Annotated in this window: 17 protein-coding genes and 1 tRNA gene; 7 read left to right on the top strand and 11 right to left on the bottom strand. The window is 49.2% G+C overall.

Translation table 11 applies throughout. The annotated features are described in order from the left end of the window. Positions 1 to 83: 83 nt before the first annotated feature. Together CRN95_RS10350 and CRN95_RS10345 are read right to left on the bottom strand one after the other, a co-directional pair. On the bottom strand, positions 84 to 953 hold the full coding sequence (locus tag CRN95_RS10350; RefSeq protein WP_088630942.1) for a diguanylate cyclase: 870 nt from the start codon (positions 951 to 953) through the stop codon (positions 84 to 86). A gap of 50 nt (positions 954 to 1,003) precedes the next feature. Further along, on the bottom strand, positions 1,004 to 1,825 hold the full coding sequence (locus CRN95_RS10345; protein WP_088630943.1) for a menaquinone biosynthetic enzyme MqnA/MqnD family protein: 822 nt from the start codon (positions 1,823 to 1,825) through the stop codon (positions 1,004 to 1,006). 85 nt (positions 1,826 to 1,910) lie between these two features. Between CRN95_RS10345 and CRN95_RS10340 the strand changes: the two genes are divergently transcribed. Together CRN95_RS10340 and CRN95_RS10335 are read left to right on the top strand one after the other, a co-directional pair. Then, positions 1,911 to 2,201, top strand: coding sequence for a hypothetical protein (locus tag CRN95_RS10340; RefSeq protein ID WP_015732053.1), 291 nt, complete (start codon positions 1,911 to 1,913; stop codon positions 2,199 to 2,201). A gap of 50 nt (positions 2,202 to 2,251) precedes the next feature. After that, the gene (locus CRN95_RS10335; RefSeq protein ID WP_088630944.1) at positions 2,252 to 3,325 is read left to right on the top strand and encodes a glycoside hydrolase family 5 protein; all 1,074 of its coding nucleotides are present in this window, start codon (positions 2,252 to 2,254) and stop codon (positions 3,323 to 3,325) included. A 258-nt stretch (positions 3,326 to 3,583) separates the two neighbouring features. On the opposite strand, the gene CRN95_RS10330 is transcribed toward CRN95_RS10335, so the two are convergent. The 8 genes from CRN95_RS10330 to CRN95_RS10300 form a co-directional block, all read right to left on the bottom strand. After that, entirely contained in the window at positions 3,584 to 4,477 is an 894-nt protein-coding gene (locus CRN95_RS10330) for a hypothetical protein (protein WP_088630945.1), read from the bottom strand. Positions 4,478 to 4,726: 249 nt separating this feature from the next. Beyond that, on the bottom strand, positions 4,727 to 5,185 hold the full coding sequence (locus CRN95_RS10325) for a hypothetical protein (protein WP_088630946.1): 459 nt from the start codon (positions 5,183 to 5,185) through the stop codon (positions 4,727 to 4,729). 25 nt (positions 5,186 to 5,210) lie between these two features. Continuing rightward, entirely contained in the window at positions 5,211 to 5,342 is a 132-nt protein-coding gene (locus CRN95_RS15090; protein ID WP_255405856.1) for a hypothetical protein, read from the bottom strand. 95 nt (positions 5,343 to 5,437) lie between these two features. Next, entirely contained in the window at positions 5,438 to 6,589 is a 1,152-nt protein-coding gene (locus CRN95_RS10320; RefSeq protein WP_097020819.1) for a glycosyltransferase family 2 protein, read from the bottom strand. Continuing rightward, positions 6,586 to 7,062 (bottom strand): DUF255 domain-containing protein, encoded by a 477-nt coding sequence (locus tag CRN95_RS10315; protein WP_088630949.1) that lies wholly within the window; start codon positions 7,060 to 7,062, stop codon positions 6,586 to 6,588. The genes CRN95_RS10320 and CRN95_RS10315 overlap by 4 nt, the downstream gene beginning before the upstream one ends. Next, complete coding sequence (locus CRN95_RS10310; protein ID WP_235002987.1) at positions 7,059 to 7,379, bottom strand: hypothetical protein; 321 nt, start codon at positions 7,377 to 7,379, stop codon at positions 7,059 to 7,061. Before CRN95_RS10310 ends, CRN95_RS10315 begins: the two co-directional genes overlap by 4 nt. Positions 7,380 to 7,455: 76 nt before the next feature. Beyond that, the gene (ftsY, locus tag CRN95_RS10305) at positions 7,456 to 8,376 is read right to left on the bottom strand and encodes a signal recognition particle-docking protein FtsY (protein WP_085492103.1); all 921 of its coding nucleotides are present in this window, start codon (positions 8,374 to 8,376) and stop codon (positions 7,456 to 7,458) included. Continuing rightward, positions 8,376 to 8,957 (bottom strand): ATP-dependent Clp protease proteolytic subunit, encoded by a 582-nt coding sequence (locus tag CRN95_RS10300; protein ID WP_085492104.1) that lies wholly within the window; start codon positions 8,955 to 8,957, stop codon positions 8,376 to 8,378. The genes ftsY and CRN95_RS10300 overlap by 1 nt, the downstream gene beginning before the upstream one ends. Positions 8,958 to 9,235: 278 nt before the next feature. Between CRN95_RS10300 and CRN95_RS10295 the strand changes: the two genes are divergently transcribed. The 4 genes from CRN95_RS10295 (at position 9,236) to CRN95_RS10280 (ending at position 12,055) form a co-directional block, all read left to right on the top strand. After that, positions 9,236 to 9,997, top strand: a complete 762-nt coding sequence (locus tag CRN95_RS10295; RefSeq protein WP_097020818.1) for a type I 3-dehydroquinate dehydratase — start codon at positions 9,236 to 9,238, stop codon at positions 9,995 to 9,997. Between the two features lie 76 nt (positions 9,998 to 10,073). After that, on the top strand, positions 10,074 to 10,538 hold the full coding sequence (locus CRN95_RS10290; RefSeq protein ID WP_088630952.1) for a PTS sugar transporter subunit IIA: 465 nt from the start codon (positions 10,074 to 10,076) through the stop codon (positions 10,536 to 10,538). Positions 10,539 to 10,582: 44 nt separating this feature from the next. Continuing rightward, positions 10,583 to 10,657: transfer RNA gene (locus tag CRN95_RS10285), tRNA-Val, on the top strand. Between the two features lie 99 nt (positions 10,658 to 10,756). Continuing rightward, positions 10,757 to 12,055, top strand: a complete 1,299-nt coding sequence (locus CRN95_RS10280) for a TolC family protein (protein WP_097020817.1) — start codon at positions 10,757 to 10,759, stop codon at positions 12,053 to 12,055. Positions 12,056 to 12,215: 160 nt separating this feature from the next. Here the strand turns inward: CRN95_RS10280 and CRN95_RS10275 are convergent, their stop codons facing one another. Continuing rightward, complete coding sequence (locus tag CRN95_RS10275) at positions 12,216 to 13,370, bottom strand: NYN domain-containing protein (RefSeq protein ID WP_088630954.1); 1,155 nt, start codon at positions 13,368 to 13,370, stop codon at positions 12,216 to 12,218. Positions 13,371 to 13,606: 236 nt separating this feature from the next. Between CRN95_RS10275 and CRN95_RS10270 the strand changes: the two genes are divergently transcribed. After that, positions 13,607 to 15,106, top strand: coding sequence for a T9SS type A sorting domain-containing protein (locus CRN95_RS10270; RefSeq protein ID WP_097020816.1), 1,500 nt, complete (start codon positions 13,607 to 13,609; stop codon positions 15,104 to 15,106). Positions 15,107 to 15,300: the final 194 nt, after the last annotated feature.

The raw sequence follows: 15,300 nt of genomic DNA, 5'->3' as shown, positions 1-15,300 counted from the left end.
GCCGCGGAAATTTCCGCGGCTTCTCTTTTTTGCGGCTTTGCCGCCATACTTTAAACTAGTAACTATTAACTAATAACCAGTTACTAACTGCGTTCGGCGCGCATTTTGCGTTTGCAGTCGTACATGGAAGCATCGACACTGCGGAGCATCTCGTCCATGTCCTTGTAGTCTTCGGTAGAGCTCGCCGTGCCATACGCAAAGGCGACCGTCTGGTCTACAATCGTAAGAGACTTTACCGCAGCCTGCATTCTCTCGGCACAGACAAACGCACCCTTCAAATCGGTATCCGGGCAAATGACCATGAATTCATCACCACCCATGCGGAACAGCATATCCGATTCGCGAAGCAACTTATTGCAAACGTTCACGACAGAACGGAGCAACAAGTCTCCAGCCAAATGCCCATGCTGGTCATTGATTTTCTTGAGTCCGTTCAGGTCAAAATAGATAATCGAAAAATTCGTGCCATAGCGTTTGCTACGGGCAAACAATTCTCGCAGCGAGCAGATGGCATGCCTGCGGTTGTAGGCGCCCGTCAAGTCGTCCGTCAAAGAGATTTCGCGCAAGTTGCGCAGCGAACGAGCCAAGCGCAGATGCACACCGATTCTAGCAAGCAGAATATCAGGCGCAGCAGACTTGCAGACAAAATCAGAAGCTCCCGACTGAAATCCTTGCGTAACGCTAGCTTCATTTTCCTGATTCGTGAGGAATATAATCGGCAAGTCATCTAGCGGGAACTGCTTGCGGATATTCAGGCAGACGTCGAAACCATTCATGTTTGGCATATTGACGTCAAGCACCACAAGCTCCACGGGATTGTTGTTCAGGTACTCCAATGCTTCGGCACCGGATTTGCAGCCGATAACTTCGTACCCAACCGCTTTCAGAATATCCGAGTCTCTTTTTAATTCAACATCATCATCGTCGACGATAAGAATTTTTTCCTCTACCATTTTGTTCTCCTTACCATCCCAACACTCATTCCAACCGCTATAAAATAAAATTACTCGAGGAACTCTATCGGCGGAGCGGAATCAACTAACCCCATTTGAGCGGCCAATTTGAAAAACAACGTAAGCGATTGTTTACGTTCATTAGTAAAATGGTAATCGAGCACACTAAAGTAATCTTCGATAAGAGGGCGCGGCAAATTCACCGGGTACTTCGCAAGCCACACGTCCAGCGCTTGCGACGGATTTTTACGGAACTCGCGAATGCTTGTTTCCAAGCGCAACATGTAATCATCGAGAACAGGGCGCAAGCGAGTCGACAGAGCATCCTTCGAAATCAGCCATGCACCAAACACAAAAGGTAATCCTTGCCATTCCTGCCAGAGAGTTCCCAGATCATAACTATATGCAAAGCGGTGGCGTTCATTTTCTTCAAGCGCCAAGTCGCCAATCAAAAGGCAAGCATCGTCAGTCGACTCAGCCGCAAGCCCCGGCACATATTCCGGACGAAGAGCATATCGATTTTCAAGGAGAATCCGCAATAACGTAACAGAAGTCTTGCTCTGCGATGTCATGCGAATTTTTTTGCCCGAAAGTTCCTCAATCGGGTAACGTGAAAACAGCTTGACCGACCGCACCTCAAAGGAGCACGACGTGCAAAGCACAGGCGAGAGCACAAAGGCGCCCGGCTTTTGCGCAAACGTAATCGAAGACGCCGGAGACAGGTGGATAGAGCCATCCTTGAGGCCTGCACTATGGGCACTCGGCGGGCCATCGACAAAGGCTACATCGGGAAATTCATTCTCGCGCCCGACAGAATTGAAGAAAAACGGCGCACAGACCAAAAAAGGGATTCGACCAACACGGAGAGTCATGTAAAAAAGTTAAATTTTTATGTGTGGCGAAATTGTATGCCACGTCAAAACAAACCGATTAATTCAAAAAGTTAATGGCTTAATAATGGCTGTATTTCACGTGAAGAAGACCTCGCTCGGCGAAGACCAGACCAGTCTGGTTTTCAAGGGCAAGATTGTAGAAGGCCCGATCAGCAAGGGCATGACCATCGAAATTCCTGTGACGCAGGAAGCTGTCGTCAAAATGAAAATTTACGACGTCGTCCAGTTCGACAAGCAAAAAGACGAAGACAAGAAGGTGGGCCTGGTTGTAGATTTTTATAACCTTCCCGACGATATGGAAGTCATCATGGACCTAAACATCGCCGACGAAGATTTGAACATCGTAAACGAATAACCTATTCATTCAACCGGCTGCCCCGGCAGCCAAAGTATGGGATGGCACGCATGAAGAAAGAAAGATTGCGCGGAGTGAATTTGGGCGGATGGTTCAGTCAGGTAGACTGCATCGAAGAAAAGGATCCTGTCGGTTTTCCGGGGGTCGTAGGTCACATCAAGACGTTCCTTGGAACAAGCGATTTCAAGCGCATCCACGATGCGGGGTTCAACCACGTTCGCTTGCCAGTTGACTACTTTAATTTATTTAAAGGCGACGACCTCAAGCCGGACGAAGAAATCTTTGCGCTCCTGGACAAGGCGCTCAAGGACATCCAGGATGCAGATCTGGACGTGATTCTCGACCTTCACAAGTGCCCGGGTCACGATTTCCACCTCGCCAGCAACCACGAACAAGCTTTCTTTGCCGATGCGAACGCCCGCAAGGACACGCGCAAGATCTGGGCATTCATGGCTGAACGCTACAGTTCCATGCCGCGCGTGATGATGGAACTTTTGAATGAACCGGCCGCAAGTGATTCCAAGGTTTGGGACAAAGTCAAGGACGAAATTTTCTGGGAAATCCGCAAGCACGCCCCGAAGAACACGATTGTCGTTGGCGCGAACAAGTGGAACAGTGCTAGGGAATTCGAATTCCTCACACCGCTCGATGACGACAATGCCATCTACAGTTTCCACACCTACACGCCGGTGACATTTACGCACCAGGGCGCCGCATGGATCGACGATCCGTTCTTCAAGATTGAACGCCCGTGGCCGGGCGACTACGCCGCCCCCGAAGCAGGCGGCACGACACGTTTGAATGTGGAATATGGCAAGTGGGACAAGGCCCAGTTGCAGGCCAGCATCCAGAACGCTCTTGATTTCCGCGCCAAGTACGACTTGCCCGTAAGCTGCAACGAGTTCGGCGTTTACGTACAAGTACCCCGCAAGTATCAGCTCGCCTGGATGCGCGACTTCCTCGACATCCTCCGCGACGCCGACGTGGGTTACAGCTACTGGAACTACAAGAATCTGGACTTCGGTCTCGTTTCAAAAGGCGAATCGCTGCACAACGATTTACCGCAGTACAACAATCCCGAACGCCTCGACTCTGAACTCATGGAAATGATCGCGAAGGGGTAATGACTACTTCGTCATCCTGACGCAAAAGGCGGAAGGATCCAGTTAAATCTCGTGATTAATAAACTGCAAGATACAACTACAACAAAGGCGGACGAAAGTCCGCTTTTTTGCTTTATATACCCTTATCAGCTTGATACGCACCATGAACTAACACAATATTATATTTTTCGACCGTTTCCATAGGCTTGGGAACAGCCCAACATGTGATGGAAAAGATAACCACTAAAAGAAAAAATCTTTTCATACAATCAGCCACCATCAATACTCCGCAACACATTTATCATTTTGATAAAACCTCAACTCATTACCATACCATATTACATCGGAACAGATAATTTCATCACTATTCATGCTACAAATGTTTCCGCTCATTTTAATCATATCACCCCAAAAACCTCCAATTGCAAATTTTCGAGGTGTTGGAATCGTATCTTTTTCGTTTTTTAAAACGAAACTATTTCCCTCTTCATCATCCAAGATTATGCAATACACATCATCACCCCACGCCCTCACATCGTCACAATCTTTAATCCATTTCAAACGTTCATCCAAACGTTTAAACATTAACGTTCTTGTCATCGTATCCAACACAGCATACTGGCAACCATCACCTTCTACATTCAACGATTTATCACCTCTTGCAATAAAAGTTCCATTAAGCCACTGTTTTATGGAGGTTATTTTAAATTTACCGGAACACCCATCCTCTACCCTTCTCGCTAAAGCTATTTCATGTGGCCGTTCTCCAATTTTCCACATTCTCATTTTAGCAGTAAAATCGCCACCCCAAATAATCGAATCTGTCAATTGTCCACCAAACCATCCCGAATTATTTCGTTCCGCAACAGAATCGCACCATCTCGGCCCTTCTTCCTGTACTCGGTAATTGTAAACACACAAACGCGGGTTTCCAGCTCCAGATTCCTCTAGGTGTTCCCCGTTCCAAGACTCCGTGACTTCCAACCAAAAACGATAATCGCCCACCATCACCAACGAGTCATCGACAAATCCGATAACCTTAGCATTCCGCCGAGTCCTTTCCCACTCAAACGATACATCGTCCGAACATCCCCACATGCATACGCATGCGAAGGCAACCGCCAAAACAGCGAGCAGTCTTTTCAATCCGAACTTGTTCATTTTATTTTCCATAAGAGATTTTCCTACGTTTAAAATTTTCCAATGTAAATTTATATATAAAAGTGTTATATGCGATAACTAGATTTGACTGGATGGGGCAGGCCCCAACCTCTTAGGCTCGGTTATATCCATGCAAGCATGGCTGCAACACTCGCCTTTTGAGGTTGTCTTCACCCTACGGGTTCAGGATGACGAAGAAAAAAGAGATGCCGCAAATGCGGCATAATTATTGAAAAAAAACAAGTATTATTTAAAACAAATTTACATCTCGATGAGAATGCCGGCTTGCAAGTACCAGTAGCCTTCGCCGGAGTGGTTCAAGAACTGGTAACCCGTCGAAACGATGATTGATGTGCGGTCACCATTCTTGATGTCGAGTCCGCCGCCAGCGCGCCAGAACATCTGATTGTCCTTGCCGAACATGTAGCCGAAATCACCTGTAGCAATCGGCAACACAGTACGACCAATCGGGAGACGCACCCAGAGGCTTCCAGAAACGGGAACATACCCAACGTTGTCGAGTTCCTCATAACCGACGCCGAGGCCTGCAAAAACCATCTGGTCAATGGGATACCACAGATGGCCATAGAAACTCATGTTGAAATCGCCCATGCTGCTCACGCGATTGCAAAAGCCGCCCTGAGCATCCATTGTGAAAGCGCTCGCCGGAGTAGCGACAAACGCAAGCGCGAAAAGTAATGTTATCAAAATTTTCTTCATATCTCGACACTCTAATATATAATTTCTATTCACTTACGAGATGGTGATTCCGCAACAAGTGCGGGATGACAACGCGATACGAGACGTTACTGGATCCTTCACGCTTCGCGTTCAGGATGACGCGAGCGAAAGGCCCCAGGATGACACTACGAAACAAGACATCACTGGATCCTTCGACTCCGTTACACTTCGCTCAGGATGACACAATACTTTCGTCTCTCGTCTACCAGCGTAGCGGTCTTTCGTCTGATACTACTCGTCGCTGCGGGCTTCGCGGGCCCAGCCGCCACTGCGTTCACGCTTAAACGCAAGGAAGAATCCCTTGAGCATGGCGAGGTTCATGAGCAAGAAGTAATAGGCACTTGGCAAAAGCTTTGTCACTGCAACAAGGAACGCAAGCGTCATGCATCCAAAAGTCACCTGATAGAACAAGCCCTTCGTCAAAAGCAATGCGTTTGTCACGTACAAAAGAATGATGATATGCGGCGAGAACCAGCGCACAATCTTATGCGAGAAGAACAAGTAAGCCAGCAGCGGGCGGAACGGATTCAACAGCGGCAAGTAAGAGAACAAATAGTTGAAGTTTGCACGGCCAATGCGCACCTTGCGCCTGTATTCACCGCTTGATTCCTTGGAGGTCTGCTCCGTACCAATGGCACTATCCACAAACGTGCAGAAATAGCCCTTCTGCAAAATCTTCGTTGTCACAAAGAAGTCGTCCATGACGCTCTTCTTGACCGGAAGTTCCGTATAAAGTTCACGGCGAATGGCATAAAGCGCACCGTTGCCACCTATCAAGCGATCGAGCACGCCTTCGAACTTTTTGATTTCACTTTCCAGATCCCAGTAAGAGCTTTCGCCCTTGCCAAGTACGCTTCCGCTCTTGTCCGAAAGAATCAAGTGACCGCAAGCGCAACCGATCTTCTTGTCCTTGAACGGGTCCACAAGCTTACGCACCACATTCGGGAAGAACATCGTATTCGCATCGCAGAACAGCAGAATGTCGTTCTTTGCGATTTTCTGCAAGCGGTTCAGCATTGCCGCCTTGCCCGCATTCTTCGGAGCCTTGACCAAAGTAATCCCCTGATCGGCATAGCGTGCAATAATTTCTGCCGTCTTGTCTGCAGAGCCATCATCGCCAATCAAGACTTCAAGCTTTTCCTTGGGATAATCGATTTCAAGAATGTTATGGATCTTGCGTTCAATCACGGCTTCTTCATTGTATGCCGAAATCAAGATAGACACGGTCGGGAGCTCCGGGATGCCTTCCGCCTTTTTCTTTTTACGCTTGAAGATTTCACTCACGAACGGGAGCGTCATCGGGAAAAGCAAATAGCAATGAACAATCAAGAACAAAAGAACCCAGAATGCAATCTGAGCATAAAAGAGAACATTTTCACTCATTTAGAAATCCATTCCTTTTCTTTCTCGAGAATTTGATAAAGCAAATACTTCATTTCTTCAGCAGTAAATGAATCCTTTATCGTCAAAATCGAAAGTCCGTTCGGAGCAATCAGAACCATAGCAGGTAAAACGTTCAATTCCCACACATCGAAATAGCAGCGCTGTACCGTCTTGCGTTTACCATCGCAAACAATCGTATCTTGGGAATCCGCATCCAGCTTCACCGGGAAAAACCGCGTATTCAAAAGCGATGCAACAGTCGGATCCGTATAAGTATTTGCATCCATGATGCGGCAAGGAACGCACCAGTCCGCATAAAGGTCCACAAAAATAAGTTTGCTCGAACCTTTAGCCTTTTCCAACGCCTCGGTGTAGTTCATCCAGTGTACAAGCTTGGGCTTCGGCGGAGGAGCCGCAAATGCAGAAAGCGCAAGGCTTAGTACCAAAACAACCCATAAACACGCTCTCATCATTTTTTCCCCTTCTTTTGCACTGGAACCACTTTTGGAATTCCAAGCAACGAATCTACTCTATCAGAGACAGCCATCTGGAAGGGCACCCAGCTATTCCCGTCGTCAAGGACTTTGTCGCAAGCCTTGATAAATTCATCACGGGTATAGCCATACTTGTTCAGGATTTCTCGACGAGCAAGACGCCCTGTAGGAGTTTCACCCCCATAGAGCTGTTCGGCAGCACGCATTTCTACAAACGCAGCAACTAAGCGTTCATCGGTCTTCGGGGGCGTTTTCGAAAAGAAGAAAAACACCACAGCGATTACGACAACAAACACGGCAACCCATGTCAGTGTCGAATCAAGAAAGCCCCAAAGGCTCGATAGAAATGAGCGTACCTTCGAGAGCAATAGACTACTCCCTGTTTTCTAGAGCGTTTTCAAAAAGACCGTCAACGTAGTCGCGCTTGTTGAATTCTACGAGCTGATCGATGCGTTCGCCCATGCCAACCCAGCGGATCGGGATTTGCAACGAACTTGCAATCGAGAGCACGGAGCCACCTCGCGCGGTTCCATCGAGCTTTGTCACCACAAGACCGGTCAAGGGGAAGCTCTGATTGAAAATCTTCGTCTGGTTGATGGTGTTCTGTCCGGTGTTGCCGTCAATCACAAGCCACATGTCGTGCGGCATGTCCGGGCTCACCTTCTTGATGACACGGACAATCTTCTTGAGTTCTTCCATCAAGTAGTCTTTGTTGTGCAAACGGCCAGCGGTATCGATCAAGACAACATCGCAACCGCGAGCAACAGCGGCACTGCAAGCGTCGTATGCCACAGCAGCCGGGTCAGAACCTTCCTGATGCTTCACGAATTCAGCACCCGAACGTTCGGCCCATGTTTCAAGCTGATCAATAGCAGCAGCACGGAACGTATCGCAAGCGGCAATCATCACCTTCTTGCCTTCGTTCTTGAGGCGGGCTGCAAGCTTACCGATTGTCGTCGTCTTGCCTGCACCGTTCACACCAATCACGAGCACCACATGCGGCTTGCCCTTGAGTTCAAACGGAGGCGGATCCTTGAGCAAGCGTTCCGCTTCATTACGCATGATGTCGAGCACCTGCTCTGTCGTAAGCGACTTGCCCAAAGCATTTTCGCGGAGTGCATCCGTCAAAAGGAATGCAGCTTCGACACCGACATCAGCCTTGATGAGATGCTCTTCAAGTTCTTCGAGCGTCTCGTCCGTAATCTTACCGGCACCGACAATACCCTTCAACTCCCCAAGGAGAGCGTCGCGGGTCTTGGCAAGGCCACTCTTAATTGCAGAAAATAAACCCATTAGATAATACTCTCGACTTTATCCACGAGACCGTAAGACTTAGCCTCTTCGGCAGACATAAAGTTGTCGCGTTCGGTATCGCGGTCAATCTGTTCAATCGTGTGTCCAGAAGTTTCAGCAAGAATCTTGCCCGTGATGCCACGGATGCGTAGCATTTCTTCGGCCTGGATCTGGATATCGCTTGCAGGAGCCACAATCTCGCCGTGAATGAGCGGCTGGTGGATCATGATGCGAGCGTTCGGCCATGCACAACGCTTGCCCTTTGCACCGGCGGTGAGGAGCACGGCACCCATCGAGGCAGCCTGTCCACAGCAAACAGTCACAACATCGCTCTGGATTGCGTTCATGCAGTCGTAAATGGCAAGGCCACTAGAAATCACGCCACCCGGGCTGTTGATGAAGAAAATAATGTCTTCGTGATTCAGGGAATCCAGGTACAGGAGCTGCTTCACAATGCGTTCGGCACTTTCGTCATCGACACCACCCCACAAGAAAATTCTGCGCTTGGAGGCGAGGTATTCTTCCGCCTTCTTGAGCATGTCCGGGGTCTGCTTTTCTTTGTTTTCGTTACAATCTGCCATAAATAATCCTTTTGTTCCACTATAATGTAGAAAATTCGCAATTAGCAGTAAGCAGTAGGAAGTAGGAAGTAGACAGTGTTTTAGAGGCAGAAGTTAGTTACAAGATTTCAACATCGTCATTCTAAAGTTGTCATCCTGAGGAGCTTGCGACGAAGGATCCAGTCATATTCCGTTCAATACGAGACTTTACTGGATGTTTCGTGGCTTCGCCACTCAACATGACGCGATGAGAATTCCTAACTCCTACTTCCTATTTCCTAATTGCTAAATTTTAGGCCATGCCAATCGATTCTCAGAAATACCTAGTCGGGCTCGTGAGTCCCGAAACGCTTACCGCCGCCGAGAGCGAAGAACTCCACCCGGCACGCATTGACTTTGAAAGCTGCGATATCCTCGAAATCCGTTACGACTTTTTTGACGAATCCGAATGGCAAGGACTTTCAGCAAGAATCCGCAAACTCGTCCCGAAGGCAATACAGCTCGGCACCATACGACTCAAGCGTGACGGCGGCACATTCCCCGACGCACGCGCTATCGAGCGCCCCGAACTTTTCGAACAAATTCTTAACGCATCGGACGTCCCGGAATGGCTGGACCTCGAACGCGACTGCTTGCACGACTACGACAAGCTCCGCGAAATTGCAACTCCGAAAGGCGTGAAGATCCTCATTTCCGAGCACAACTTCACCCGCATCCCGAGCGACCTCGAACTCAAGAACTACCTCACCGACGTCAAACGGGTCAAGGCAGACGGCATCAAAATCGCCGCCATGAGCAACTCCGAAGACGACTGCACGCGCCTCTACAAGTTCGCCAAAAGGGCCAAAGGGTTCAAGTTCATCGCCGCATTCGGCATGGGCGAAACCGGAAAAATCAGCCGAATTTGGTCTTTGAAGGAGGGTGCAAACCTCACTTACGGTTCCATCGGAAAAGCGGCCGCCCCCGGCCAAATTGACGTCGCGCTCATGAGAAAAGCCATCGACAGGCTCGAAAATACCACTTCACAGCTAGAATTATCTTCTTTTTTAAACATATTTTAGATATAAATCTTACCAAATCGCAATAATTATTCTAAAATGATTGTTTGACAGATACACAAAAAGGAACATAATAAACATGCGACTTTCTGAAAGATTTGTAGATAATTGCATCTTGATTAACTCTTCCAGTGAAACTAAGGAAGCCATTCTTAACGAATTGGTAGATACTCTTTGCAGCGCCTACAAACTTGACCACCGCGATGAAATCTTCGAAGCCATCTGGACGCGCGAACAGAGCCGTTCCACGGGTATCGGTTGCGGTCTTGCTGTCCCCCACGCCAAGATTGACTACGTTGACCGTATGTGCATGGTCGCCGCCACCATCGAAAAGGGCCTCGACTTCCAGTCCTTTGACGGTGAACCGGTTTATTTGCTCATCCTCATCGTGAGCCCGGGCAATACCGTTGGCCCGCACCTCAAGGCACTCTCTTCCGTGAGCCGCCTCCTCGCTGACGGCAACGTTCGCAAGGACCTCATCGCCTCCAAAACCCCGGCAGAGTTCCTCAGCATCCTCCGCGCTGCCGAAGACAAGTTCTTATAACCCTTGACAGCAAATAAATCCTTTTCTATATTTGCACTCACCTCGGACGGTTAGCTCAGTTGGTTTAGAGCGCTGCTTTCACACGGCAGAGGTCACTGGTTCAAATCCAGTACCGTCCATTCGAAAAGGCTTCCGCAAGGAAGCCTTTTTGTGTTTGTACAAATTTGCTATCTTAAAAATCACGCAACCAAAATATATAGCTGGGGCATCTAAAAGGTATGAATTACAGAAAAGCAATCGTTCTCGGTATTTTTGCGTCAGCATCACTCGTTTTCGCTGATGGTTCCTGGACCTTAAGCGCATGCCTCAAGCAGGCCAAAGAAAAGAGCCTCAAGCTCGAATCCGCAAAGCTCCGCGAACAGAAAGCAGATGTGAGCCTCGAACAGGCTAAAGTCGGGAACTACCCCACGCTTTCCGCCAGCATCGGCAACACCCTTTACGATTCCCCGTTCAGAGACGGTCCGCAAGACCATTACCGCTTGAATGCAGGCCTTAGCGCTTCTTACACACTCTGGGACGGCGGCTCTACGAGACTTTCCATCCAGGCAAATGAAATCAACAAGGAAGCGACGCGCCTTTCAACAAAGGAAACCGAACGCTCCGTGCAAGAAAGCGTCTTGAACGCCTACATGAACTTGCTCGCCGCAATCGAAAAGTTGCACACAGCAGATGCGACCGTTGAACTTGCCAAGGCCGAATTCGAGCACTACAACACGCTGTTCGAAGCAGGCTCCATCACCAAGAAGGACTTAACGCAGTCGCAGGCAAACGTGCTCCAGAAAGAAGCAGCCCAGCTCGCCGCTCAGCTTAGCGTGAATACCGCAAAGACAACACTCCGCCAGCTTTTGGAACTCCCGGAAAGCGAAGCGTTCGAAGTCTCTGCGCCTGAATCCGAAATCCAGACGCCGGACGCCCTCACGCCGATTCCGACACTCGATGCACTCCAGGCTACAGCCACGGAAACAAATCCAGGTTTAAAGTCTGACAGCCTCGCGATCCAAGTGGCAAAGAAGAATACCGAAATTGCAGGCAAGGGCAAGTCCATCAAGGTATCGCTCGGCGCAAGCGCAAGCACCGGCCTCCAAGCCTGGGAATCCAGAAAGTACGGTAGCCAGCTCAAGAACGGCTATTCGCACAGCGTTTCGTTGAACATCAACATCCCGATTATCGATGGCGGCGCAACCGAAAACAAGGTCTTGCAGGCACAGATTAGTGAAACCGAAAGCCAGGTCGCTTTGAAGGAACAGGCAAAGACGCTCGAAAACAACATCGAAAAGCTTTACCTGAACGCGCTCAGCGCCGACATGCAGTGGAAGGCAGCAATCCTCCAAGTCGAAGCAGAAAACGAAGCCTTGCAGGTCGCCGAAGAACAACGTAACGTAGGCGCCCTCACGTACACCGATTACCTCACGCAGAAGAACCGCCTCGAAAGCGCACAGTCCACGCTCACGAACGCCAAGTACACAAGCCTCTTGGCCCGCAACCTGCTGGATTTGTATCAAGGAAAGCTGGATTAGACTATCGCAACCGTCATTCTGACGCCGAAGGCGGAAGAATCCAGTCATTTCTGGTATGTAGAACAAGATATAACTGGGTTCTTCGTTGCACTCAGAACGACGAAGCGTAGCCGAGCGATGCAGAAACGTGTCATGCCCCACTTGATGGGGCATCTCCTTTTTATACGAGCTTTTCGGCTTCGCCGTCAGCGTACTTTCCGTACAAAATAGCGACGATATCTTTCTTGGGGACTTTTTGACCGGTTTCCTTGAGGCTCACGCGGAGCCTGTCGAGCATGGCCTTGTCAATTTCTTTCCAGTACTGGTTCGTCTCGGTGACAGTCCAGAGCTTGTCATCACCACCGCTGATGGTCACAAGCTTCGCCTTGAAGAACGTGCTCAGCGCGCGGTTGATAATGCTGCTCGTCGTACCGGCAATATTCTTTGCAACAATTTCCTGAACCAGGTCCTGCTTGTTCATCGGAACAAATGAAGTAAGGTCGCAAGCTTCGGCATAAATCTTCTTGAGCATGTTGCGCGGGAACATGTCCCAGCCCTTACGCTTGAGCGCCTTTGCCAAAACCATCTGCGCATCTTCTTCGACAGCGACTTTCTGCTCGGCGAGTGCCACCATGTAAGAACCGCCACCCACATCCGTCATTTGCACAAAGTCCGCAGACTTCACGAAATCCTTAAACGTCTTGAAGCCAAGACGCTTTTCGTTAAACGCGTTATCGATACCTAGCATCTTGGGCTTGATCGCCGCAAGTGCAATCGGGCCATCTTCTTTTTGCAAAACGCTACGGAGCATTTCCATGGAATCGATTTTCTCGGAAACGATCAAGTTTGCGCGTTCCTTCGCATCGGCGACTTCATCGCCGGAATCGTCATCTGCACCAGTCGCATCGTCTGTGTAAATGTAGCGGGAGCAGGAATTCTTGACGCATTCGCTCAGCGGGGACTTGGGCCCCACGCCAATCACTTCCTTGCCCTGTTCACGCAGCTTGCGGAAAAGCGGCGAAAAGTCAGAATCGCCCGTGGCAAGCACAATCCACTGCACCTGGGAATCGAGCGCCACTTCCATCGTATCGACCGTCATCTTGATGTCCGTCGAGTTCTTGCCACTCACCGGATGGAACGTATGCACAAGTTCAAAGCCATTTTCATTGAGCGCGGACTGCAACGGGATCAGCTGCGGCGTAGACCATTTGCCATAAGCCTTGCGCACGACAATCTGCCCAAGCGGCAAAAGTTCGTCCATAAGCGACTGTACACCGTTATTTTTGACCCAGTTGGTCAAGTTTTCTGCGTCGATAAAAATTGCAATGTGGTTCATAGGTGTATATATAGAATTTAGTTATTCGTCAATAGTCATTAGTTACTAGAATTCAAGGCTATGTCGAATAATCAAAATTACAAATTTCTTACAAAATTATGTAATAACCTTAAGTCCTTGACAAAATGTCCATAACAATATATTTACATAAGAGATTATTTTCTTTTTGGAAAATAAATTAAGATTGGGTTAAGAGGTCCAGAGAGAAATTTTTGGATTTCAAAAAGGAGTGTTCGATGAAAGCGAAACGTCTTTCGTTCGTTACCGCAGCATGCGTTGCGGCTTTATGTACCACATCATTTGCCTACACGATTAGCGGAACCGTTTCCGACGATCAGGGTAAGGTCCTTAACGGCGTCGATGTCAGCTTGCTCAAGGAAGGCAAGACTACAAAGACAGACGACCAGGGTAAATTCACCATTCACGAAGACGAAATAACGGGGCTCAACCAGAGCTACAAAAATTCCGTCGGCTACATCGGCATCAACAACGGCATTCTTTCTTATTCCCAGAGCAGTACTTCTCCTGTGCAGGTGAAGATTTACAACTCGCTCGGTAACCAGGTTTTCAAAAAGACTCTGCAGGGCTCCGGCACCTATGACCTGACCAAGGGAATCAAGGCTCGCGGTACCTATTTTGCACAGGTATCCGTCGGTTCTGCAACGCAGAAATTCAAGTTCACGACAGACGGCAGCTTTGAGAGCTCGATCGGTTCCAAAGACGCAAGCGCCCTCATGAAGGATGCTCAAGCCGGCGAAGCCATCCGCTTTGTCCTCGATGGCTACGACACGCTCACCATCGCACTCAACACGCTTGACACAAACCTCAACGTGAAGCTCACGAAGGTTTCTAACGAACAGACCTACGCATTCGGCTACGCCTTGAAGAACGCACCGACCCCGAGTAAGGGCTGCGGCGTAAATTCGACACTCCAGTCGACCGGTCAGAACAGCAACGCCAAGAAGTACAACATGACAAGCGCTGGCCTGAATCGTGAATTCTGGATTACGCTCCCGAAGAACTACGACAACACCAAGCCGTACAAGATTCTCTTCGCTATGCACTGCATGGGCTCTAACGCCGAAGACTTCACCAACCATTCTCCGGACGCCGACCATCCGTCTCCGTACTATGGCCAGCAGAATCTCGACAAGAACAATGAATTCATCTTTGTCGCTCCGCGTGGCGATACGGACGGAAGCCCCTGGCGCACTGGCGATAACAAGGACCACATCTTCTTTGACGAACTCCTCACCAAACTCGAAGAAAACTACTGCATCGATACCTCTCGCGTGTTCGTAACGGGCTTCAGCTTCGGTTCCATGGTCACCAACTCTTTGGCCCAGGTATTCCAGCACCGCATCCGCGCTGTCGCCGTTTACGCTGTGGCAGACTGGAACATTTACATCCCGAAGAATGCCGGCAAGCCGATTGCCTGGATGGACGTGCACGGTTCTCAGGACAACCTCTGCTCTTATAGCCGTGTCGACAGCTCTGTGGACCGCATCCTCGCCAATAACGGCCCGGACGGCACCGATGCTCGCGGCAAGGAAAAGGCAACGAAGTATAGCGGTGGCAACACCCACGTCTGTTACGACTTTAAGAGCGTAGACCCGCGATTCCCGGTCAAGCTCTGCACTTGGGGCGGTGGCCACCAGTGGACCGCTTCGGACAACGGTCAATGGCAAAACACTTGGGTTCCTGAAGAAGTCAACAAGTTCTTCGGCCAGTTCTAATCACAAACGATATTCATAAATCAACTCTCTACCCAAAAGCGGCTCCTCCCCAGGAGCCGCTTTTTTCTGTCATGCCCGCGCATTCCGGCCCTTCGGCATCGCCAACTTTAGCGGGACTTGTAAAAATCATTTTATAGACAATTCATCCATAAACATGGAGCGCAAACGCGTAACATTCATCACATCTGGAATTA

Origin of the sequence: Fibrobacter sp. UWB16, assembly GCF_900215325.1 — a bacterium.
Classification (GTDB): domain Bacteria; phylum Fibrobacterota; class Fibrobacteria; order Fibrobacterales; family Fibrobacteraceae; genus Fibrobacter.
Note: the sequence above shows the minus strand (reverse complement) of the source record. Positions and strands in the feature narration are given on the sequence as shown.